This is a genomic window from Falsiroseomonas sp. E2-1-a4, assembly GCF_051433165.1.
Lineage (GTDB): Bacteria > Pseudomonadota > Alphaproteobacteria > Acetobacterales > Acetobacteraceae > Falsiroseomonas.
Map to the genome: position 1 here is coordinate 245302 of NZ_JBHMFS010000003.1, position 22406 is coordinate 267707.

Sequence of the window (22406 nt, forward strand, 5' to 3'; positions counted from 1 at the left end):
GATGCAGAGCGGCGCAGGGGACAGAGATGGCGGACAGCATGCGAGCGGATGCGGTTGCCGCACCGGACCCGGCCCAGGATGCAGCCATGGAAGCGGCGCTGGACCGGGCTGCGGCATCCTGCCTGCATCGCGGCGCGCAGCTGACGGAGTTACGGCGGCAGGTGTTGCGCCTGGTGCTCCAGGCGCGACAGCCGATCGGCGCCTATGCCCTTCTCGACCAGCTGCGCGGCGCCCGGCGCGGCGCGGCGCCGCCCACCGTGTACCGGGCGCTGGATTTCCTGCTGGCCCAGGGGCTGATCCACAAGGTGGAGCGGCTGAACGCCTTCATCGGCTGCGACGAGACAGGCCACGGCCATGCGCATGGGGAGGATCACCCGCACCAGTTCCTGATCTGCGGCGAATGCGGAGCCACGGCTGAAATCTGTGATTCTGACACCTCCGCCGCCGTGGCCGCCGCCGCCGCGCGACAAGGCTTCGTGCCGCGCCGGACCACGGTGGAGGTGGAAGGTCTGTGTGCGCGCTGCGTCGGGGCGCCCGGGTGATCGCGTCCATCAATTGCGCGTCATCCATGCGCAACTATCTCGCATCACGGGACGGATGGATGCTCAATACGAAAGAGAATGGAACGTTTCATACAATCACCAAGCGGCCTGAACCACGTCTCGAAGGATGGTCCCGGCGTTGCCGACGTCCGGATGGCCGCACTTCGCCTGCTGCGTGATCTGCGGACCGTCGATGCGAAGGCCGGCGTTCACAACAGCCGCATCGCCTTCGACGTCGCCATGCTGTTCTATGAAGACGGGCTGGCCCAAACCGAACCCGCGCTGTCCGTGGACCAGATCGCGGCGGCCAGCGGCTTTAGCGGGCCGACTGTCCGGCTGGTCCTGAAACGTCTGCTCGCCGCCAGGATCGTTGCCCCGGTCCGCCGTCTCGGCAAGACCCAGCTCTACGCGATGACGGCGGCCGGGACGGAGGGCTTCGAGGGCTACATCGCCGCCATTCTGGCTTTCCGGGCACCCTGAGGGCGCCCGGACCACCGCCTTATTGCGGCAGCAGCGCCAGAGCCTGGTCAAGGTCCGAGATGATGTCGGAGACCTCCTCCAGCCCGATATGCAGCCGCACGGCCTGGCCCGGCAGCTCGGGCGTCACGCGGCGCACCAGCATGCCGTTGGTCGGCAGCGCCAGGCATTCATAGCCGCCCCAGCTCGCTCCGATGCCGAACAGCTTCAGCCCATCGACGAAGCGAAAGACGTCGTTCTCCGTGTAGCGCGGCTGGAACACGATGCCGAACAGCGAGCAGCCGCCATCGAAATCCCGCTTCCACAGCTCATGCCCCGGCGCGCCGGGCAGGGCCGGGTGGCGCACCTCCGCCACCTCCGGCCGCTGCGCCAGCCAGGCGGCGACTTCCAGGGAACTGGCCGTCTGCCGTTCCAGCCGCAGCGGCATGGTCCGCACCCCGCGCAGCGCCAGCCAGCAATCATCCGGGCTGGCATAGTGCCCCATGGCGGAGGCGGCGTTGCGGACGATGTGGTGATGCGCCTCCGACGCCACGGTGATGCTGCCGAGCAGGATGTCGGAATGCCCGCCGACATACTTCGTCAGCGCCTGGATGGAGACATCGCAGCCATGCACGAAGGGCTGGAAGCTGTGGATGCCCCAGGTGTTGTCGATCATGCTGACCGCGCCGTGGCGCCTGGCGACCGCGGTCAGCGCCGGCACGTCCTGCACCTCGAAGGTGTGGCTGCCGGGGCTTTCCAGGTAGAGTACCTTGGTATTCGGCGTCCAAAGCTTCTCCAACCCTTCGGCGTCGATGCAGGGGTCGTAGAACTGCGTCTCGATGCCCCAGTTGGGCAGCACGTTTTCCGCCAGGTTGCGCCCGGGGCCATAGACGCTGTCGGGCATCAGGCAGCGATCGCCCGCCTTCAACCAGGCCATCAGCGGCACGGCCACGGCCGCGAGGCCGGTGCCGGTGATGGTGCAATGCGTGCCACCCTCGATCTCCGCCACCACATCTTCGAGGGCGTAGTGGGTAGGCCCGCCCTGGGTGCCGTAGGTCATCACCCGGTTGTAGCGATGCTTGGAATTCTCCCGCCGCGCCTCGCAGGATTGCGCGGTGACGGTGGAGCCGCGATGGACCGGCGGATTGACGAAGCCCAGTGCGCGGATCGGCGGCCGCGCGGCATGGGACATGCGGGTGGCGAAGCCGTGCTTCGCGTGGCCGGCGGGATTGGCGTCGTCGGGCATCAGCTTGCCTCCTTCGGGGTTTCCGGGCGGCTCGCCCATTCGGTCCAGGATCCGTCGTAGACGGCGGGTTCGGGCAGCCCGGCGCGCAGCGCGCCGAGGGTCACGACGCAGGCGGTGACGCCGGTGCCGCAGGAGGTGACGATCGGGCGCGTATCATCCGCGCCGCGCTCCGCGAACATCGCCTTCAGCGTCGCCACGTCCTTCATCACCCCATCCGGGCCCACTAGGTCCGCCGCCGGCAGGGATTGCGCGCCGGGCATGTGGCCCGACGGCAGGCCGGGGCGGGGTTCCGACGCCGTGCCATCGAAGCGCGCCTTGGACCGTGCATCCAGGATCAGCGCCTCACCGCCACCTTGGCGGACGATGCGCTTGATATCGCCGATGCCGGCCAGGCGGCGGGCAATCAGGTCGGCCACGAAGGTGGCGGCAGGGGCAGGGGGGGCGTCGCCGGTCTCCACCGGACGGCCCTCGCGCTGCCATTTCGGCAGTCCGCCATCCAGCACCGCGGCATTCTCATGCCCGAACAGCCGCATCATCCACCAGCCGCGCGGCGAGGCGCGCAGCCCATGCTGGTCGTAGAACACCACGCGGGTGGTGTTGGAGACGCCGAGCGCCCCGATCAGCTTCTCGAATCGCGCCGGCGTCGGGATCATGTGCGGCAGGGCGCTGTCGGGGTCAGCGATCTGGTCGATGTGGAACAGCCGCGCGCCGGGGATATGCGCCTTGCGGAAACCATCCGGCGCATTGCCCTGTTCGGTCGGCAGATAGGTGGTGCAGTCCAGCACCACGAGGTCCGGCTTGCCGAGTTCGGCCGCCAGCCATTCGGTGGAAACCAGCAGGTCCATTTGGGTCACTCCGGCAATACGATGTGGATGCGGCGGTTCTGCCGGCCCTTGCTTTCCAGCTTCAGCACCTCGACCCGCCCGATCTCCCCGGTGCTGGCGACATGCGTGCCGCCGCAAGGCTGCAGATCGACCGGCGCCGCCTCCGCGCCGATGCGGACCAGGCGGATGCGCCCGGCGCCGCGCGGCGGCTGCACGGACAGGGTGCGGACCATCTGCGGGTTGGCGTCCAGCTCCGCCTCCGTGATCCAGGTGGTGGAGATCGGGTGGTCGGCGGCGACCAGCTCCGCCAGGCGTTCGGTGAACCATTCCTTGGCGGGCGGGTCGGGCAGGTCGAAGTCGAGGCGCGACTTCTCCGCGCCGATCTGGTTGCCGGTGGCGTAGATGCCAGGCAGCACGCTGCACAGCAGGTGCAAGGTCGTGTGCATCCGCATGTGCCGATGCCGGCGCGCCCAGTCGAGGCCGAGTGTCACCTCCGCCCCCACCGGCGGCAGGGCGCTGCCGGGGGGCAGGGTGTGCAGGATCGCGCCGGCCTCGCCCTTGATGGCCTCCGCCACGGCGGCTTCCGCGCCATCCCAGCGCAGCGTCCCGGCATCGCCCGGCTGGCCGCCGCTGCGGGCGTAGAGGATGGTGCGGTCCAGCACCACGCCGCGCTCATCGGCGGCGACCACGCGCGCCGTCGCCTCCCGCACATAAGCGTCTTCAGTGAACAAGGTCTCGGTCATCGCTTCCATTCCTCACGCAGCCGCGTGCGGTTCACCTGCAGCCAGAGCAGCGCGAGCGCGCCGGGGGCATTCTGGATGCGGCCCTGCGCCACCATGCGGAAGGCCTCCTCCACCGGCAGCACCAGCACGCGGGTTTCCTCATTCTCGGTGGCCAGGCCATGCGTGGTGGCGCCGGTATCCGACAGGTCCACACAGGCGCAGTGAAAATGCACCACCTCGTCGCAGCCGCCCTGCATCAGCATGAAGGCGCCGATCCGGTCCGTGGCGCCGGCCACCAGCCCGGTTTCCTCGGCCAGTTCGCGCGTGCCGGCTACCACGGGATCCTCCCCCGCCTCCAGCAGCCCGGCGGGGCATTCGGTCATCACCGGCGGCAGGCCGGCGGCGAGTGCCGGCAGGCGGAACTGCTCGATCAGCGCGACGCGGTCGGTGATGGGGTCGTAGGGCAGCATCACCACGCCCTGGCCGCGGCGCCACAGCTCCCAGGTCAGGATGCCGGATTGCGTGCCATCGAAGCGCTCATGGCGGAAGCGCACCCGCTGCAGGGCGAAGCGCTGGCCCCAGACCACCTCATCCTCCAGCACCTCCAGCCCCGGCCAGGGCGGGATCGGCGGGGCCTTGGGGTGGCGGGGCGGGGTGGATGTGGGGCGGGGTGGGCTGGCGCTCATGCCCGGCTGAACCTACGCTTGGGAGCCAGGAACGTCCATGTCCCCCACCCTTCCGATTCCCATCACTGTCAGCGCCGCCCGGCGCCGCGCCATCCTGCTCGTGCTTGCGGCCTCGGCGTCCTTCGTGGTTTCGGCCGCGCTGGTGAAATCGCTGGGGCCGGGCGTGCCGCTGACGCAGATCATCCTGTTCCGCAATCTCTTTGCCCTGCCGCTGCTGATGTTGATGGTGATGCAGGCGGGCGGCTTCCACCTGCTGCGGACACGGCTGCCCTGGCGCCATGCGGAGCGCACGCTGTGGGGCATGTGCGGCATGGTCGGCGCGTTCCACGGCTTCGTGCACCTGCCGCTGGCCACCGCCACGGCGCTCGGCTTCACCATGCCGCTGTTCCTGACGGCGCTTTCGGTGGTGTTGCTGGCGGAAAAGGTGGGCTGGCGGCGCTGGTCGGCGGTGGTGGTGGGCTTTGCCGGCGTGCTGATCATGGTGCGCCCCGGCTTCGGCGGCGCGGCGCTGCCGGTGTTCAGCGTCGGCCTGGTGCTGCTGGGCGCCTTCGGCTGGGCGATGGCCATGATGAGCATCCGCCGCATGGGGGAAGCCGGGGAGCCTGGCGTGTCCATCGTCTTCTGGTTCGCCCTGTCCTCCGCCGTCCTGGCCGGGATCGCCACCATCCCGGTCTGGGTCACGCCTTCGCCGCGGGAATGGCTGCTGCTGGCGGGCATCGGCTGCGTCTCCGCCGTCGCGCAGCTGCTGATGACGGCGGCCTATCGACGGGGGGAGACCACGCTGCTGGCGCCCTTCGAGTATTCCGGGCTGATCTGGACCATGTTCGCCGGCATCCTGATCTGGTCCGAATGGCCCGACATATTCGAACTGATCGGCTTTGCCGTGCTGGTCGGCGCCGGCCTGTTCATCTGGTGGCGTGAAGTGGTGCGGGCTGCGGAGGCACAACGCAAATGACCTTTGACCCGAGCCAGCATCGCATGCTGGCCGAGCAGCGCTGGTTCGAGGATTTCCGGCTCGGCGAACGCTTCCCGCTGCCCAGCCGCACCATGACCAGCGCCATCTTCTCGGCCTTCCAGGCCGCCAGCGGCGACAACCACCCGATCCATTATGACCGCGAATACTGCCGCGCCCGGGGCCTGCCGGACATGCTTGCGCATGGCTACCAGGTGGCGATCCAGACCGCGGCCGGCGCCGGCATCTTCCCGCATCTGGTCGAGGAGTCGCTGAAGGCCTTCCTCGAACAATCCAGCCGCTTCCTGCATCCGGTGGTGCTGGGCGACACGCTGTACCCGGCCCTGGAGGTGGATGAGCTGACGCCAGGCCGCACCACCGGCGTCGTCGGCCTTCGCAGCACGGTCCATAACCAGGCGGGCGTGCAGGTGCTGGAGGGCCGGCACCGCTACCTGCTGCGCAGGCGTGTCAGCGCAGCGCGCCCTCCAGCACCGCCATGATCAGCACCAGCACCACGGCGGTGCCGGCGAGGACGGGGAAGATGTAGGGGTGGCGAAGATGCGAGACGTCGCGCCGGTCCTCGGCATGGCGGTCGTTCTGATACTGGCTCATGCGGGTGTTTCCTTGCTCCACCCAGGCTGAACGTCCGCGCCGAATTCGCGGTTCAGCTCCGTTCCGCCTTCAGCCGGCGGTTTCGCCAGCAGTTTCTCCACCTGTCGCGTCGCGGCATGGTCCGGATGGGCGCGGCGCAGGACCGCGAGATGCGCCTCCGCCGCCGCCTGGTTGCCATCGCGCAGCGCGGCCTGCGCCAGATGCTGCTGCGCCAGCGGATGCTCCGGCACGGCGCGCACCGCGGCGCGGAAGGCGTTGCGGGCCGGGCCGTGTTCGCCCAGCCGCTCATGCAGCCGGCCGATATTCACCAGATGGTCCGCCTCCCGCTGCGCCGCCTGGTTGAGCTGGTGTTCCAGCAGCAGGCAGGCGGCCTCCAGCGCCGCGTCGCGGTCGACCAGCGGCGGGCCTTCGGGCGGCGGGCCGGCGTTGGCCGCATCGAGCGGGGCGAACAGGCGGGTCCGGTCGGGAAACCAGCGCTGGCGCACCGCCTCATTCACCTGTTCGAAGCGGGCCAGGAAGGCGGCGGCCTCGGCTGGATGCGGTTGCCAGCCACGGCCGGGCAGGGCGTCCGACACCGCCGCGGTGAAGCGGCGCCACAACAGGGAGGAGGCGCTCAGCCCCTCCGGCCGCGCCTTCAGGCGCGCGCCCAGCGTTCGCACCAGGTCGATCGCGGCGGGGGTGAGGGACAGGTTGCTCTGGCGGTCGGGGTGATCGGCCGGCACGGCGAGCGGCACGTCGCACAGCGCCAGGAAATCATCCACCGCATCGCCATGCACCAGGCTGGCACCATCGAAGATGCGGACCAGCATGGCGTCCGCGCCAAAGACGGCGGCCCAATCCTCCAGCATGCACGCATAGTCGTAATGCGGCAGCCGGTCCGGCCCGGCTTTCGGCAAGGCGGGTGGGTTGATGCCGGCCACGCGCAGCGCCTGGGTGTAGCCGCTGGCAGCGTGCTGGTCCTGCCGCCGCAGATACACCACCACCCGGATGCGTGCGGCGAAGGGCGCCAGCAGGTCGCGCAGCCGGGCGATGTCCCCCCGTGTGGTCAGCAGCCCGCCGCATTGCTCGGCCGAGAGGATCACGAGCCGCGTCGAGGCCGGCAGCGCCGCCATTTCCGCGGCGAACTCCCGCCGGAACTGCGCCAGCCGCGCCTCCGCGCCGATGCCGTCCCACAGCGCCGGGTTGAAATGCCCGAGCCGTGACAGCGGCACGAGGGAGGCCGGCAGCATCCCGTGATTGGCCCAGCCGGGGCTGGCCGGGTAGCACACGCCGAGCTTCGCCAGCGCCGCCCGCTGCCCGCCCAGTACCCGCTGGATGGACGAGGTGCCGGTCTTAGACAGCCCGATATGCAGGATCAGGTCGGGCGCCATCTCGGCGGCTCAGAGCGTCTTCTTGAACCAGACCCGCGCATGGCCGGCCGGCATCCCGTCCAGCCGCCCGAACTCGGTATAGCCGTTGCGGAGCCAGAAATCCGGCGCCTGGAAGCTGAAGGTGTCGGTGTAGACCTGCCCGCAGCCGCGTTCCCGCGCGATCGCCTCGGCCCGCTGCAACAGCTCCGATCCCACGCCCAGGCCGCGCAGGTCGCGCGACAGCCACAGCCAGTCGATGAACAGCCAGCCCCAGAAGGTCAGCCCCAGCAGGCCACCGCGGGCGGTGCCGTCCGGGGCGCGGGCCAGCAGCGTCACCGGCTCCCGGTCATAGGGGCCGCCCATTTCCTGGTTGAAGGCGTGCAGGCCACGCTGGATGGCGGCGACGGCGTCCAGTTCGGGGAAGGTGTCCTCGGAAATCTCGATCCCGGCATCCGGGCGTATGGCCCTCGGCGCCTCATCCCGCTCCGCCATGCCTCGTCGTCTCCTGCTGTGTCCGCCTGTTGCGGTGCGGCAAGTGGCCACATCGCGCGGCGGCTGAAAAGCCCCGGGGCCGGCCGGGGTCAGCCGCGGCGCAGCGCCAGCAGGGCCGCGGCGAGCGCGCGCATCTCGGTCGCCGCCACGGATTTCGGCGAGGCCTCCGTCACCCCGAGCCCGGCCGCGAAGGCCTGGGCGATGCCGGTGCGGTTGCCGATGGTCGGGCCGAGCAGATGCAGGTCGCGCTGGCCCAGCTCCGCCAGCACCTGCGCCAGCAGCTTGCCGCTGGCCGGTGCACGATTCAGGGCGATGACGGCCGGGCGCTTCTCGCCGAGTGCCATTTCAAGCGTCGCATCCATGGCCCAGAGATCGGCCGAGGAAGGCTGCAACGGCACCAGCACCAGATCCGCGTTGCGGATGGCGATCTTGGCGTCCGTATCGGCATGCGGCGCGGTGTCCATCAGCACCACATCCTGCCCGCCCAGCTTGCCGAGCGCGGCGGGCAGGCGCCAGCCGGCCGGGGCTTCCAGGTGCAGGGGAAGGGCGCGCGGACCGGCCTTGGCACGCTCGGCGCCCCAGCGCGTCAGCGTCTGCTGCGGGTCCGCATCCAGCAATGCGACCTTCAGCCCCTGGCCGGCGAAGGCAGTGGCGAGGTTGGCGCTGAGGGTGGACTTCCCGGCGCCACCCTTGCGCTGCGCGACGGCGATGACGAAGGCCATGCTGGCGACTCCACGACCTGTTGATGCGCAAGTCTAGCAAGAATCGCGCTTCAGCGCCCCGTCGTGGATGCATCCGGCCTGGCGCCGGGGCGCGCCGGCACTGGGCTGTTGCCGAACTGCCCGACGCCTTCACTGCGCTGCGGCTGCGTCGCTCCGGGCACTGGCGGCGCGGGCAGAATGACACGGCCCTCCGGCGGGGTTGTGCGCGGGGGATGGCTGGGCGGCATGCCCACGCCCGGGGGTGGCGATGCAGGCAGCGGACGGTCGGCCGCCGAGGGGGCGCCGGGCAGCGAGGTCGGCGGCGGCTGCGAGCTGGCGGCAGGCTGCTGCGCGACGGCGGCGCCCGCGAACAGCAGCGGCGCGATCAGCAGGAGCCGGAGGGGGCGAAGGAATTGGGTCATGCCGGGTTAGCGCCCCGCCGAGGCGTTCGGTTCCCTGCCCTGGGCCGCGAGGCGGAGGTCGCGCTAGGCTGTTTCGCATGGACCTGCCGCATGAATTGCTGACCCCCGCCGAGATGGCCCAGGCCGATGCCGCCGCCATCGCGGACGGCACGCCGGGCCTGGTGCTGATGCAGGCGGCCGGGCGAGCGGTGGCGCGCGCGGTGATGCGGCGCTTCCGTCCCGTGCGCTGCCTTGTGCTCGCCGGGCCGGGCAATAATGGCGGCGATGGCTATGTGGTAGCGCGGCTGCTGGACCAGGCGGGCTGGCCGGTGGCCGTCGCGGCCCTGGTGCCGCCCAGCCCCGGCACGGATGCGGCCGCGATGGCGGCGCGCTGGCAGGGGCCGGTGCTGCCCTTCACCGCGGCGAAGGCGGCACGGGCCGGGCTGGTGGTGGATGCCGTCTTCGGCGCCGGCCTGTCGCGGCCGGTGGAAGACCGCGTGGCGGAGGTACTTGGCGCGGCGGGCGGGCCCGTGGTGGCGGTGGATGTGCCCTCCGGCCTGGATGGCGCCACCGGCGCGGTGCGCGGCTTTGCGCCAAGGGCCGCGCTGACCGTGACCTTCTTCCGCCTCAAGCCCGGCCATCTGCTGTATCCGGGCCGGGACCTGTGTGGCGAGGTGGTGTTGGCCGATATCGGCCTGCCCGCTTCCGTGCTGCCGGCCATCGCGCCGCGCGCCTTCCGCAACGGCCCGGCGCTGTGGCGCCTGCCGCGCCCCGAGGCCTCCAGCCACAAATACGCCCGCGGCCATGTCGCCGTGATCGCCGGGCCCGGCATGACTGGCGCTGCGCGCCTGGCCGCCGCCGCCGCCCGCCGCACCGGGGCCGGGCTGCTGACCATGCTGGCGCCGGATGCACCGACGGCCGCCGTGCTGCGCGCCGGTGATCCCGGGGTGATGGTGTCGACCGAGGGGGCGGAGGCACTACGCCAGGATGCGCGGATCGGCGTCTGGGTCATCGGCCCCGGCCTGCCGCCGGATGCCGCGACCCGCGAACTGGTGCATCAGGCGGTGGCGGCCGGGCGGCAGGTGGTGGCTGATGCCGGCGCGCTCCGCGCCGCCACGGGCGACCCCGCCGCACTGGCCGGCTGCGCCGTGCTGACCCCGCATCTCGGCGAATTCACCGCCATCTTCGGCCCGCCGGGGGAGGACCGGCTGGCCGCGGTGCGTGCTGCATCCCGCGCCACCGGCGCCGTGGTGGTGCTGAAGGGTGCGGACAGCCTGGTGGCCGCCCCCGATGGCCGCGTCGCCATCAACGCCAATGCCCCGCCCTGGCTGGCCACGGGCGGCACCGGGGATGTGCTGGCCGGGATCATCGCCGGCCTGCTCGCCCAGGGCATGGCCCGCTTCGAAGCCGCCGCCTGCGCCTGTCACATCCACGGGGAGGCCGCATCTCGCGCCGGTCCCGGCCTTTTGGCGGAGGACCTCCAGGGCCACATTGCCGCCACGATGACCGCGATGGCGCTCGACCTGTCCCCGGCCATCGGGCATGCTTCCTGAAACATGCAGAAAGGAACCGTGATGTCCGATGTGGCCGTTTCGCCCGGACTGATCGACCGAGCGCTGCGGCGCGTGACCTCACTCTGGCGCGACATCGCCTCCTCCGCCCCGGCGGGGGAGGAGGGTATCGCGGCCCAGATGCGCGGCTGCCTGGATGCGCGGGGGGGCGAGGTTTCCGCCCGGTCCCGCGCCGCGCGGCTGGCGCAGAGCTACCTGGCCGGCGACCATGCGGCGCGTGGCGAATTCCTGCGGGCGCTCGCCGGCTTCGATTCCGACCACGCCGCCGTGGCCAAGGCGTGGGAGGCGGTGGCCGCCGCGCCGGATGCGGGAGTTCGCGCCACCGCCAAGGCCCGCCTGCGCCGGGTGCTGGAGCCGCCGCGGCTGCGGCTGCTGACGCAGTTCACCACCCTGCCGGATGGCGTGAAGTTCCTGGTGGGACTGCGCGCCGACCTGCTGGCGCGGATGCAGGACGATGCCATGCTGCAGGCGCTGGAGACCGATCTGCGCGGGCTGCTGGCCAGCTGGTTCGATGTGGGTTTCCTCGAACTCCGCCGCATCGACTGGACCTCCCCGGCCGAATTGCTGGAGAAGCTGGTGGGGTATGAGGCGGTGCACCGCATCCGCACTTGGCGCGACCTGAAGAATCGGTTGGATTCCGACCGGCGTTGCTACGCCTTCTTCCACCCGCGCATGCCGGATGAGCCGCTGATCTTCGTCGAGGTGGCGCTGGTGCAGGGCATGGCGGCGAATGTGCAGGGCCTGCTGGATGAAAAGGCACCGCTGCTGGATGCGCGGCAGGCCGATACCGCCGTGTTCTATTCCATCAACAACTGCCAGCGCGGGCTGGATGGAATCTCCTTCGGCAATTTCCTGATCAAGCGGGTGGTGGATCTGCTCGGCGCCGAATTCGGCAAGCTGGAATGCTTTGCCACCCTCTCGCCCATCCCGGGCTTCCGCACCTGGCTGGAGGAAAAGCTGGAGGCCGGCGATACCTCCCTGCTGACGGAGGATGAGGCGGCCACGCTGCGTGCCGCGGCGCCGCCCGACCTGGCCATCGCCGCGCCGGATGCCGGGCCCGCCAAGGCCATGGAGGAAACCGCGCCGCAGACGCTGCGCCGGCTGATCGCGCGGCGCGGCTGGGCGCGGGTGGAGGCCACCTCGAAATCACTGGAGCCGATCCTGCTGCGCGCCGGCGCCCGCTATCTCCTGGCGGAATCCGGCCGCAACGGCAAAAGGGCGCGCGATCCGGTGGCGCATTTCCACCTGTCCAACGGTGCGCGCGTGGAGCGCCTGAACTGGCGGGGCGACATCTCGGAAAAGGGCTTTCGTGAGTCCTGCGGGCTGATGGTGAATTACCGCTACGACCCCGCCAAGATCGAGGATTACCACGAGGCCTATGCCGGTGAGGGCAGGCGCGCCGCATCGCCGGCTGTGCGCAAGCTGGCCAAGGGTTTCGTCTGAGCCTTTCGTCGGAGCCTTTCCTTGGGCCTTTCGTCTGGGCATTGGGTTGAGCCGCCCGCCGCCGCCTGCAAGGATCACGCAGGGGCGGGGGCGGGACAGGCAGCTTGAACATTCTGGGCGTGCCCGATTTCAGGCGCATCCTGCTGGTGGGACTGCTGGTCTCGGTCGCGCGCTGGCTGGAGATGCTGGTGATCGGCGTCGTGGTCTGGCAGCAGACGCAATCCGCCTTCCTGGTCGCCATGATGACGCTGCTGCGGCTGCTGCCGATGGGGTTGTTCGGCGCCTTCCTCGGCGTGGCGGCGGACCGCGTGCAGCGGCGTTCCGCGCTGATCCTGATGCTGGCGGTGCAGGGCGTGGTGGCCTCGGTTCTCGCGATGCTGGCGCTGGGCGGCACCCTGGCCGTGTGGCAGCTCGGCGTCGCCAGCTTCATCGGTGGCATGGTCTGGGCGGCGGATAATCCGGTGCGGCGGATGATGCTGGGGGAGGTGGTGGGCGCCAGCCGCATGGCGCGCGCCGTCTCGCTTGATGTGGTGGCGAACAATGCCAGCCGCATCGCCGGCCCGGCGCTGGGCGGCACCATCCTGGCCGCCGCCGGGCTTGGCCCCGCCTTCCTGCTGTGCGTGGGGCTGTATGCGCTGGCTTCGCTCGCGGCACTGCGCCTTGCGCATCGCAGCATGCTGGTGCCGCGGCACGCCAGCGTGCTCCGCGACATGCGGGAAAGCTTCGGCCTGGTGCTGCGGGTACCCGGCATGGCCGGGGTGATGATCGTTACGCTGGTCTTCAACCTGTTCGCCTGGCCTGTCTCCTCCATGATTCCGGTAATCGGGCAGGAACAATTGCGCCTTGGCGCCGATGGCGTCGGGCTGTTGGCGGGGATGGATGGGCTGGGCGCGCTGGTGGGTGCCGCGCTGCTGGTGCCGCTGGTGCGGCCGGCCGGGTACCGCGCCATCTATGTCGGCGGCACGGCGCTGTATTGCGGCATGTTCGTGGTGTTCGCCGCCACCACCTCGGTGCTGCCGGCGGCGCTGGCGCTGCTGCTGGTGGGCGTGGGCAGTGCCGCCTTCGCGGCGATGCAGGCAACGCTGGTCTACACCACGGCGCCGCCCGAGATGCGGTCCCGTGCGTTGGGCGTGCTGTCCGCCTGCATCGGGCTTGGGCTGCTTGGCTTCCTGCATCTTGGCCTGATGGCGCATTGGCTCGGCGCGCCGCTGGCCACCATGGTGATCGGGCTGGAGGGGATGGCCGCGCTGCTGCTGACTCGGCGGTGGTGGCGCGCGCCGCCAGTCTGAAAGTCGCCAGTCTCAAATATGTGAGGCGTGCGTCAGCCCGGGTCTCGGTTCTCGGGCGACAGAACGGCTCGATGCTGGTATGCGTCTAGCGAGATGGTCCTCTGCCTCAGGGTCCGCATCCGCGGCCGGTTCCTCCCCTGCGTCGGTGTCCTGGTCGAACCGCGCAGGAACATAAGGACAATATGAAGAACGCCGTGGCGCGGTTCCCCATTGTAGGCATTGGTGCCTCGGCCGGTGGCGTTGAAGCGCTGCGATCGTTGTTTCGCGCCATGCGGCAGCCTCTGCCGATGGCCTTCGTGGTGGTGACGCATCTGGCGCGCGGCCATCTCAGCTCACTGCCCGATATTCTCCACGGTTGCACCGACCTGCCGATCCTGGTGGCGGAGGATGGCCAGTTGGTGGAGCCGGGCCATGCCTATGTGATGAAGGAAAACGCCGTCATCACCATGAAGGCGGGCCGCATCGTGCTGCGCCCGCAGCCCGCCGATATCGGCCGCGAACGCCACCCGATCGACGTTTTCCTGGCCTCCCTGGCCGAAGACCAGCAGGATTGCGCCATCGGCATCGTGCTGTCCGGCAGTGGCAGCGACGGCACGCTGGGGCTGAAGGCCATCAAGGCCGCCGGGGGCCTGACCATCGCGCAGGGCACCAACGGCACCACGCCGCAATTCGGCGACATGCCGAACAGCGCCATGGCCGCCGGCGTGGTGGATCTGGTGGTGCCGTCCGAACAGATCGCGGCGCGGCTTTCCGAATTGTCGCACACCTTTGCGGACCCGGCCTATGAAAGGCTGAGCAGCGATGAAACCGTTGCGGTTCACGCAACCATCGCCGACATCCTGCAGACCGTGGTCGGGCATGATTTCTCCGGCTACAAGGACCGCACCTTCTTCCGCCGCGTGCAGCGCCGCATCCATGTGCTGCGGCTGCCGGGGCTCGAGGCCTATATCGCCCGGCTGCGCGCAGATGCCGAGGAAGTACGGACCCTGTTCCAGGACCTGCTGATCGGCGTCACCAGCTTCTTCCGCGATGCGGATGCCTTCGCCGCCCTCGGCGAACGGATCATCCCCCGGCTGTTCGAGGGCCGCGGGCCGGATGAGGTGGTGCGCGTCTGGGTGCCGGGCTGCGCGACGGGGGAGGAAGCCTATTCCCTGGCGATTCTGCTGCGGGAGCAGATGGAGATCCACCCGGGGGGGCCACGGGCGCAGGTCTTCGCTACCGATATCGACGAGGCGGCGCTGGCCGTGGCGCGGCGTGGCCGCTACCCGGGCGCGCTGCTGGCCGGCATGTCGCCGGAGCGGCTGGCGCGACACTTCACCGCGGATGCAGCGAGCTTCGCCGTGGCAAAGCCGCTGCGCGACCTTTGCGTGTTTTCGCCGCACAGCCTGATCAACGACCCGCCCTTTTCGCGAATCGACCTCGTCTCCTGCCGCAACCTGATGATCTATCTGGGCGCGGGTTTGCAGGACCAGGTGGTGCCGCTGTTCCACTACGCGCTGCGGCCCGGCGGCTTCCTGTTCCTCGGCATCGCCGAGACCATCCTGCGCCATACTGAATTGTTCATCCCCGAGGACAAGACGCATCGCATCTACCGGCGCCGCGACGATGTTTCCGCGGATGGTCCGGCCGCGCGGCTGCTGGCAAACCCGCGCGGCCCCACCCGTATCTGGCCCTCCCGCACCATGCTGCGTCCGCCGATACCGGCGCGCGGCACGGAACTGCGGCAGGCGGCGGAGGCGCTGGTGCTGGACCGCTTCGCCCCGGCCCATGTGGTGGTGAACCGCGATGGCGACGTGCTGCACCAATCCGCGCATCTCGGCCGCTACCTGGAACCGGCCACCGGCCGGCCGAGCCGGCAGCTTGTCGCCATGGCGCGCTCCGGCCTGCGCTTCGCGCTGCGCACCGCCTTGCGGGAGGCGATCGAGGGCAAGGCCACCGTGGTGCGCCCGCAGGTTGAAATCGAGGAAGGCAACCGTCGCAACAGCATCACCCTGACCATCGCGCCGATGGGCGGGCGGGAGGTGGCGGAGCAGCAATACCTGGTGGTCTTCGCCGACCTGCCCATGGTCGCGCTGCCCGCCGTGCCGCTCGATGCGGCAGGGCAGGGCCACGTGCTGCTGCTGGAACGCGAGCTGCGTGACACGCGGGAGAAGCTGCTGTCGGTGACCGAGGAATACGAGACCGCGACGGAGGAACTGACCTCCGCCAATGAGGAAATGGTCTCGGTAAATGAGGAATTGCAGTCCACCAACGAGGAGCTGGAAACCTCGAAGGAGGAACTGCAATCGGTGAATGAGGAGCTGCGCGCCGCCAATACCGAGCTCTCCATAAAGATCGATGAGCTGGACCGGTCGAACGCCGATCTGGGGAACCTGTTCGACAGCACGCAGATCGCCACGCTGTTCCTCGACCGCCATATGGTGATCCGCAGCTTCACCCCGGCGGTGACCAGCATCTTCAATCTGGTCGCTGGCGATCGTGGCCGCCCGGTGACGGACTTCGCCGGGCAGCTCGACATGGTCAATCTGCGCCGCGAAGTGCGGCGCGTGCTGGATGAGCGGATGCCGGTGGAACGTCGCGTCACCGCGCGGGACGGGCAGGTTCACTACCTGATGCGCCTGTTGCCCTATCGCACGGCCGAAGACGAGGTGGACGGCGTGGTGCTGACCTTCTTCGACGTGACCAAGGTGGTGGAGGGTGAGATCCTCAGCACGCTGGTCGATGAGCTGAACCACCGCGTCCGCAACATGCTTCAGGTGGTTCAGGCCGTTGCCACCAACACGTTGCGCCACGCCACCTCGCTGCAGGATTTCTCCGCCATCTTCGGTGGGCGCATCAAGGCCCTGGCGCGGGCGCATGAGCTGGTCGGCGAGCAGGGCTGGACCACGGTGGACCTGGAGGCGATGTTCGCCAAGGAATTGGCGCCGCATGGCGGCCGGCCGGAGCGTATCGCCCTCACCGGCGCCGCCGTGCCGCTGCGGCCGAAGGTGGCGTTGGGGCTGGGTATGGTGCTGCATGAGCTGGCGACGAACGCCACCAAGCACGGCGCGCTTTCGGTCCCGCTCGGCCAGTTGCGGATCAGCTGGTCGGTCGCGGGGGAGGGTGCAGCTGCACGCCTGCACATCATCTGGCGGGAGTTGGGCGGGCCGCCGCCGGTGCAGAGCCACAAGCGCGCCGGCTTCGGCACGGAGCTGGTCACCCGGCTGCTGAAGCACGACCTGGGCGGCACAATGACGCAGACCCAGGCCGATGGCGAGCGCATCATCGCGCTGGATCTGCCCCTGCGCGGCATGCCGATACCGCGCCCGGTGGCGGTGGACACCAGCCCCGCGGCCGCCCTGCCGCGCAACGGCCGGGCGCTCTGAGGCACCCGTCTCAGGCCAGCGCGAAGCGCACCGTGATGCGGGATCCCGGTCCGCCGGCGAATTCGACCAGGCCGCCGATGGTGGCCGCCATGGCCTGCACGATGCGCCCGCCAAGGCCGGTGCCGGCGGCCCGGTTGACGCCGGCCCCGCCAATGCCGTCATCCTCCACCTGCAAAACGCCGTCCGTCCCGTCCAGCGCCAGCGTCACCCGGATCGGGCCACCATGCGGCGCGCCCGGATAGGCGTATTTCAGCGCATTGGTGACCAGCTCGGACAGGATGACGCCGAGGGAAACGGCACGATCCGGCGGCACTTCCAGCGCCGCGCCGGTGAAGTCGATGCGCGCCGTCTCCACGCTGCGCCCGATCTCCTCCAGCAGCCCGCCCAGATAGTCGTTCAGCGCGACGGAGCGCACATCGGCGGAGGTGTAAAGCCGGCGATGCACCTGCGCCACGGCGGCGATGCGGTGGCGCACCGCGGCCAGCGCCGCCCGCGCCGCCGGGTCGGTGACCGCGCCTTCCTGCAGACGCGTCAGGCTGGCGATGATCTGCAGGCTGTTGGCGACGCGGTGGTTCATCTCCTGCAGCAGCAGCGCGCGGCTGGCGGCCAGCTCCTCCGCCCGGTCGAGCGCGGAGCGCACCTTGGCCTCCGTCTCCGCCTGCTGGCGGCGCATCGCGGCGCGGTCCACCGCACCCTCAATCGCGCGGTGCAGCAGCAGCAGGAAGCTTTCGCCCGGCGTCTTCACCACGAAATCCTCCGCGCCCGCACGCAGCGCCGCCACGGCGACGCGCGTTTCATCCGCGCCGGTGACGAAGATGACGGGCGCCGGATTGGGCAAGGCGTGCAGGGCGGCCAGCGTCTCCAGGCCATCGGCGCCCGGCATGTAGTGGTCCAGGCAGATCGCGGCGAATTCCTCCTCCCGCGCCCGTGCAAGTCCCTGGTCGCCATCATTGGCGGTGACAACCTGATGGCCGAAGCGGCCAAGCGCGCGCTGGACCAGGCGGCACAGCGCCTGGTCGTCATCGATGTAGAGGATACGCAAGGCCGGCTGGGTCATGGGGCTGTTGGCGGCACCTGGATCACGGCGAGGAACAATCCGAGCTGGCGGACGGCCTGGGCGAAGGTTTCGTAATTCACCGGCTTGGTGATGTAGACGCTGCAACCGAGTTCATAACAGCGCCGGATCTCCCGGTCGTCATCTGTCGTCGTCAACACGATCACGGGTGCGAGGCGCAATTCGGCATCCGCCTTCAGCCGGGCGAGAATGTCGATGCCGCTCATATCCGGCAGGTTGAGATCGAGCAGCACCAGCACCGGCGCACCGGCCTGACGCTGCGGTCCGAACAGATGCTCCACCGCGGCCGTGCCGGAGGCGAGGTGCAGCACGGTGTTGTAGACGCCGGCGCGCTTCAGGTTCTTCTCGATGAGGCGGGCATGCCCCTCATCATCCTCGATCATGACGATACTGACGGCTTGGGCGGAGACATTCATGCGGGCTGGTCCTCCAATGCGTGGGCCGTGTCTGGGTCGGGTGCGGGCAGCACATCCGGCAGCAGCAGGGTGAAGACGGAACCTTCGCCGAGGCGTGACGTCAGGCGGATATCGCCGCCCATGCGGCGGGCCAGGGCACGGACATGCGCGAGGCCGATACCCTCCCCGGGCTTGTCCTGCGGGCCGGATCGGCGGAACAACTCGAACACGCGGACATGGTCGCGCTGGGCGATGCCGCGGCCATTATCCACCACGTCCAGCGCATGCAGCCCGGCTTCCCGCCGCGCGCGCACCAGGATGCGGCCCGGCCGGGCGGGGTCCAGGTATTTCACCGAATTGTCCAGCAGATTGCCGAGGATCTGTTCCAGCGCCAGGCGGTCTGTCTGCAAGGTGGGGAAGGGGGCCTGCAGCCGCATTTCCGCACCGGCGCCGTCGAGCTGGTGCTGCAGGCTGTTCGACAGCCCCTCCAGCAGCGGCTGGACCGGCACGACCTCCGCCACCAGGCGTCGGCGGCCCTCGCGCGAAAGCGCCAGGATGGCGCCGATCAACCGGTCCATGCGGGTGGTGGAGGAGCGGATGAAGCCGATCGCCTCCGGGATATCCCCACCCACCGCATCGCGGACTTCCTGCGTGACCAGGGCAGGGGCCTCGGCCTCGGCACGTTCGATCAGGCCACGCACCGCGACGATCGCGGTCTCCAGCTCCTGCGTGAAGCCCATGACATTGACCAGTGGGGCGCGCAGATCGTGGGAGACGATGTAGGCGAAGCGCTGGATTTCCTCATTCGCCGCCATCAGCGAACCGGTGCGCGTGGCAACCCGCTGTTCCAGGCTGGCATTGGCGCGTTGCAGCGCCGCCTGCGCCGCCTCCAGGTCCCGCGTGTAGCTGCGGGCGGCGCGCAGGGTGCCGAAGCTGACCAGGGCGATCAGCAGCAGGCCAACAAGCGCGCCGTACAGCAGAAACCGCCCGGCCCTTTCCAGTGTTTCGCTGCGCTGCTGCTGCCGGGCGCTGGTGCGCTGCTCCACACCGTCGATCTGTTCCCGCACCTGGTCCATCAGCAGCTTGCCGCGCCCGCCACGGACCAGCGTGATTGCCGCCGGCATGTTGCCGGCCTCGACGAGGGCCACGCCCTGCTGCAACTCGGCCAGCTTCGCTTCCACGGCGGCACGAAGTTCGGCCTGAGCCTCGATGACGCCGCCATCGGCCGCCACCTGTGCGGCCAGCGTATCAAGCTCCCTCGGCAGTTGGGTCTGCGCGGCTTGGTAGGGCGCCAGATAGGCGGGATCACCCGTCAGCAGGTAGCCACGCTGGCCCGTCACCGCATCCTGCAACGTCGCCATGACCTCCGCATTCGAGACGCGGATCTGCTGGGTCGTGACGACCGCCATGGCGTAGCTGCGGGTTTCCTGGATCAGCCAGACGAAACCCACGCCAAGCGCGAGGAGAATGACAAGCCCAAGCGCCGTGAGGCCGAGGGTGATGCGGCCGAAGGCTGCCTGCGTCCAGGTCATGGATCCGTTTCGGTTTCATTGCAGCGTGCGGACAAGCGGCCGCAGCGCCCCTTCGCCGGGGGCGGCCTGCGGCACAAGAGCGCGCGGGCGACCGTTCTGTTCCCGGCTTTCACCTTTTCGTGTTGCGCGCGGCCCGGCTCTGGCAGGCCCATGGGCCTGTCGGACCGCCTTCGCGCCGCCGCCGTCGCGTCGTATCCTGCCGGCAAATGTCCAGGAGGCGCAGATGACCGCCGAACGCCCGACCCGCACGGCGGCCCAGCCGCAACCGGCCGAATTGGCGCGCACCGATGCCGAGCGGCTTCGTCTGCTGCATGCGTTGGAACGCAAGCTGCTGTGGCTGTCCGCCTGGATGATCCACCACGCAAACCATATCCGCCCGAACCGGGATGGGCTGAAGGTAGGCGGGCACCAGGCTTCCTGCGCTTCCTCCGTCTCGATCCTGGCGGCTTTGTATTTCGAGATCCTGCGGCCGCAGGACCGGGTGGCGGTGAAGCCGCATGCCGGGCCGGTGTTTCATGCCATCAATTATCTGCTCGGGCGGCAGGAGCGGGAGAAGCTGTCCACGCTGCGGCAGTTCGGCGGCATCCAGCCCTATCCCAGCCGGGTGAAGGATGGCGCGGAGGTGGATTTCTCCACCGGCTCCGTCGGCCTCGGCGTGGCGCTGACCAGTTTTGGCAGCCTGGTGCAGGATTATGTGCGCCTGCATGGGCTGGGGCGGTCGGAGATTCCGCCGGGGCGGCATGTCGCGATCGTCGGCGATGCCGAGCTCGATGAGGGCAACATCTACGAGGCCCTGCTGGAGGGCTGGAAGCACGATGTCCGCAATGTCTGGTGGGTGGTGGACTACAATCGCCAATCGCTCGACAGCGTGGTGCCGGACCGGCTGTTCGGCCGGATCGAGGGCCTGTTCCGCGACATGGGGTGGAACGTCGTCACTCTGAAATACGGCCGCCGCCTGGAAGCCGCCTTCGCGCGGGAGGATGGGGAGGCGCTGCGCCGCTGGATCGATGACTGCCCCAACAGCCTCTACGCCGCACTCACCTTCCAGGGGGGCGCCGCCTTCCGCCGCGCGATCCTGGCGGAGCTGGGCCGGGTGGAGGGGGTGCGCGCCATCATCGACCCGCTGGACGATGACGAGCTGGCGGCGCTGATGACGAATCTCGGCGGCCACGACATCGAGACACTGACCGAGGCCTTCCGCGCCGCGGCGGCGGAAGGTGACCAGCCGACCTGCTTCATCGCCTACACCATCAAGGGCATGGGCCTGCCCTTCGCCGGGCACAAGGACAACCATGCCGGGCTGATGACCAAGGAGCAGATGGCGACCTTCCGGGAGGTCATGCGCATCCGCGACGGGCATGAATGGGACCGCTTCGAGGGGCTGGACGTGCCGGTGCCCGAGCTGGAGGCCTTCCTCGCGGGCCTCCCCTTCGCCCAGCCTTTGGCGCCGGAGGGGCGCCAATTGCAATCGCCCACCATCCCGGTGCCCGCCACCCTGCCGGCGCCCCGCATCCCGCCCGGCCGGATGATGTCCACCCAGGGCGCCTTCGGTGAAATCCTCGCCGAGATCGGCCGCGGGCAGGGGGCCAACGCGGCCTTGGCCGAGCGCATCGTCACCACCAGCCCGGATGTCACCGTCTCGACCAATCTCGGCCCCTGGGTGAACCGGCGCGGCATCTTCGACCGGCATCTGAAGAACGACGTGTTCCGGGACGCCAAGCTGGCCTCCGCGCAACGCTGGGGGATGGGGCCGGAGGGGCAGCATATCGAGCTCGGCATCGCCGAGCAGAACCTGTTCCTGCTGTTGGGCGCGCTGGGTCTGTCCCATTCGCTGTATGGGGCGCGGCTGCTGCCGGTGGGGACGGTGTATGACCCCTTCGTCAATCGCGGGCTGGATGCGCTGATCTATGGCTGCTACCAGGATGCAAGGTTTCTTTTGGTTTCAACACCTTCCGGCCTGACCCTCGCCCCGGAAGGCGGCCAGCATCAGTCGGTGAACACGCCGCTGATCGGCATCGCGCAGGACCGGCTGGTGGCCTACGAGCCGGCCTATGCGGATGAGCTCGCCATCCTGATGCGCTTCGCCTTCGACCACATGCAGAAGCCCGATGGCAGCGCCGTCTGGCTGCGCCTGTCCACCCGCGCCTTGGCGCAGCCGGAACGCAAGCTGGACCCGGCTGGCGTCATCGCCGGCGGCTATTGGATGGTGCCGCCCGGGCCAGGTTCGAAGCTCGCCATCGCCTATCAGGGCCCGATCGCGCCGGAGGTGCGGGAGGCGTTCGAGGCGATTCGGGAGGATGTGCCCGATGCGGGCCTGCTCGCCGTGACCAGCCCGGACCGCCTGCAGGCTGGCTGGCTGGAAAGCCGCCGCGGGCGGCGCCAGGGCAAGGCGAGCGAGGCCTCCGCCATCGAAACCCTGCTGGCGCCGCTGGACCGGGACGCCGCGTTGGTCACGATCCTGGATGGCCATCCGGCGGCACATGCCTGGCTTGGCGCGGTGCGCGGGCAGCGGGTGGTGCCGCTGGGCGTGGATCGCTTCGGCCAGGCGGGCGACCTGCCGGACCTCTATGCCGCCTATGGGCTGGACGCCTCCGCCATCCTGGATGCCTGTGCGGCGGCGGTGCTGGGGGGCGAGTAGACCTGGGGCAGCCGCGCGGCTAGGAACACGTCACGCGGGCGTGGTGAAATGGTAGACACGCTGGTTTTAGGTACCAGTGGCGCAAGCCATGGGGGTTCGAGTCCCTCCGCCCGCA

General features: G+C 69.8%; 20 protein-coding genes and 1 tRNA gene. 10 read left to right on the forward strand and 11 right to left on the reverse strand.

What is annotated here, in order from left to right; all coding sequences use genetic code 11:
- Positions 1-26 precede the first annotated feature (26 nt).
- On the forward strand, positions 27-542 hold the full coding sequence (locus ACFHNC_RS05400; protein WP_437168198.1) for a transcriptional repressor: 516 nt from the start codon (positions 27-29) through the stop codon (positions 540-542).
- A 78-nt stretch (positions 543-620) separates the two neighbouring features.
- Positions 621-1022 carry a hypothetical protein gene (locus ACFHNC_RS05405; protein WP_437168199.1) on the forward strand — a complete coding sequence of 134 codons (402 nt, stop codon included), beginning with the start codon at positions 621-623 and terminating at the stop codon, positions 1020-1022.
- Positions 1023-1041: 19 nt separating this feature from the next.
- Here the strand turns inward: ACFHNC_RS05405 and metC are convergent, their stop codons facing one another.
- Genes metC through ACFHNC_RS05425 form a run of 4 tightly spaced genes read right to left on the reverse strand, consistent with a single transcriptional unit; the run spans position 1042 to position 4476 of the window.
- On the reverse strand, positions 1042-2244 hold the full coding sequence (gene metC, locus ACFHNC_RS05410) for a cystathionine beta-lyase (RefSeq protein WP_437168200.1): 1203 nt from the start codon (positions 2242-2244) through the stop codon (positions 1042-1044).
- Positions 2244-3089 (reverse strand): sulfurtransferase, encoded by an 846-nt coding sequence (locus ACFHNC_RS05415; RefSeq protein WP_437168201.1) that lies wholly within the window; start codon positions 3087-3089, stop codon positions 2244-2246. The genes metC and ACFHNC_RS05415 overlap by 1 nt, the downstream gene beginning before the upstream one ends.
- Before the next feature lie 5 nt (positions 3090-3094).
- Positions 3095-3811 (reverse strand): alanyl-tRNA editing protein, encoded by a 717-nt coding sequence (locus tag ACFHNC_RS05420; RefSeq protein ID WP_437168202.1) that lies wholly within the window; start codon positions 3809-3811, stop codon positions 3095-3097.
- Positions 3808-4476, reverse strand: coding sequence for an NUDIX domain-containing protein (locus tag ACFHNC_RS05425; protein WP_437168203.1), 669 nt, complete (start codon positions 4474-4476; stop codon positions 3808-3810). Before ACFHNC_RS05425 ends, ACFHNC_RS05420 begins: the two co-directional genes overlap by 4 nt.
- Positions 4477-4513: 37 nt before the next feature.
- Here ACFHNC_RS05425 and ACFHNC_RS05430 point away from each other — a divergent pair, with 37 nt between their 5' ends.
- Both ACFHNC_RS05430 and ACFHNC_RS05435 read left to right on the forward strand, forming a co-directional pair.
- The gene (locus ACFHNC_RS05430) at positions 4514-5431 is read left to right on the forward strand and encodes a DMT family transporter (RefSeq protein WP_437168204.1); all 918 of its coding nucleotides are present in this window, start codon (positions 4514-4516) and stop codon (positions 5429-5431) included.
- Positions 5428-5928: a MaoC family dehydratase gene (locus tag ACFHNC_RS05435; protein ID WP_437168205.1), complete on the forward strand. Its 501-nt coding sequence runs from the start codon at positions 5428-5430 to the stop codon at positions 5926-5928. Before ACFHNC_RS05430 ends, ACFHNC_RS05435 begins: the two co-directional genes overlap by 4 nt.
- On the opposite strand, the gene ACFHNC_RS05440 is transcribed toward ACFHNC_RS05435, so the two are convergent.
- The 4 genes from ACFHNC_RS05440 to ACFHNC_RS05455 all read right to left on the reverse strand — a co-directional run bounded on the left by ACFHNC_RS05440 (position 5897) and on the right by ACFHNC_RS05455 (position 8603).
- A complete protein-coding gene (locus ACFHNC_RS05440) occupies positions 5897-6040 on the reverse strand; it encodes a hypothetical protein (protein WP_437168206.1) in 144 nt (47 codons plus the stop codon). The two genes, ACFHNC_RS05435 and ACFHNC_RS05440, sit on opposite strands and share 32 nt — an antisense overlap.
- Positions 6037-7410, reverse strand: a complete 1374-nt coding sequence (locus ACFHNC_RS05445; protein ID WP_437168207.1) for a hypothetical protein — start codon at positions 7408-7410, stop codon at positions 6037-6039. Before ACFHNC_RS05445 ends, ACFHNC_RS05440 begins: the two co-directional genes overlap by 4 nt.
- Positions 7411-7419: 9 nt before the next feature.
- Positions 7420-7881 (reverse strand): GNAT family N-acetyltransferase, encoded by a 462-nt coding sequence (locus ACFHNC_RS05450; RefSeq protein ID WP_437168208.1) that lies wholly within the window; start codon positions 7879-7881, stop codon positions 7420-7422.
- Positions 7882-7970: 89 nt separating this feature from the next.
- Complete coding sequence (locus ACFHNC_RS05455; RefSeq protein WP_437168209.1) at positions 7971-8603, reverse strand: AAA family ATPase; 633 nt, start codon at positions 8601-8603, stop codon at positions 7971-7973.
- A gap of 478 nt (positions 8604-9081) precedes the next feature.
- Between ACFHNC_RS05455 and ACFHNC_RS05460 the strand changes: the two genes are divergently transcribed.
- From ACFHNC_RS05460 to ACFHNC_RS05475, 4 genes are all read left to right on the forward strand, one after another.
- A complete protein-coding gene (locus ACFHNC_RS05460) occupies positions 9082-10536 on the forward strand; it encodes an NAD(P)H-hydrate dehydratase (protein ID WP_437168210.1) in 1455 nt (484 codons plus the stop codon).
- A 21-nt stretch (positions 10537-10557) separates the two neighbouring features.
- The gene (locus ACFHNC_RS05465; protein ID WP_437168211.1) at positions 10558-11997 is read left to right on the forward strand and encodes a malonyl-CoA decarboxylase; all 1440 of its coding nucleotides are present in this window, start codon (positions 10558-10560) and stop codon (positions 11995-11997) included.
- 104 nt (positions 11998-12101) lie between these two features.
- Positions 12102-13286 carry an MFS transporter gene (locus tag ACFHNC_RS05470; protein ID WP_437168212.1) on the forward strand — a complete coding sequence of 395 codons (1185 nt, stop codon included), beginning with the start codon at positions 12102-12104 and terminating at the stop codon, positions 13284-13286.
- 182 nt (positions 13287-13468) lie between these two features.
- Positions 13469-16651 carry a chemotaxis protein CheB gene (locus ACFHNC_RS05475; protein WP_437168213.1) on the forward strand — a complete coding sequence of 1061 codons (3183 nt, stop codon included), beginning with the start codon at positions 13469-13471 and terminating at the stop codon, positions 16649-16651.
- A 10-nt stretch (positions 16652-16661) separates the two neighbouring features.
- Here the strand turns inward: ACFHNC_RS05475 and ACFHNC_RS05480 are convergent, their stop codons facing one another.
- Genes ACFHNC_RS05480 through ACFHNC_RS05490 form a run of 3 tightly spaced genes read right to left on the reverse strand, consistent with a single transcriptional unit; the run spans position 16662 to position 19653 of the window.
- Positions 16662-17708 carry a sensor histidine kinase gene (locus ACFHNC_RS05480; protein WP_437168214.1) on the reverse strand — a complete coding sequence of 349 codons (1047 nt, stop codon included), beginning with the start codon at positions 17706-17708 and terminating at the stop codon, positions 16662-16664.
- Positions 17705-18142 (reverse strand): response regulator, encoded by a 438-nt coding sequence (locus ACFHNC_RS05485; RefSeq protein WP_437168215.1) that lies wholly within the window; start codon positions 18140-18142, stop codon positions 17705-17707. The genes ACFHNC_RS05480 and ACFHNC_RS05485 overlap by 4 nt, the downstream gene beginning before the upstream one ends.
- Positions 18139-19653 (reverse strand): sensor histidine kinase, encoded by a 1515-nt coding sequence (locus ACFHNC_RS05490; RefSeq protein WP_437168216.1) that lies wholly within the window; start codon positions 19651-19653, stop codon positions 18139-18141. The genes ACFHNC_RS05485 and ACFHNC_RS05490 overlap by 4 nt, the downstream gene beginning before the upstream one ends.
- A gap of 223 nt (positions 19654-19876) precedes the next feature.
- On the opposite strand from ACFHNC_RS05490, the gene ACFHNC_RS05495 reads away from it, so the two are divergent.
- Positions 19877-22291 (forward strand): 1-deoxy-D-xylulose-5-phosphate synthase N-terminal domain-containing protein, encoded by a 2415-nt coding sequence (locus ACFHNC_RS05495; RefSeq protein ID WP_437168217.1) that lies wholly within the window; start codon positions 19877-19879, stop codon positions 22289-22291.
- 34 nt (positions 22292-22325) lie between these two features.
- Positions 22326-22406: transfer RNA gene (locus ACFHNC_RS05500), tRNA-Leu, on the forward strand.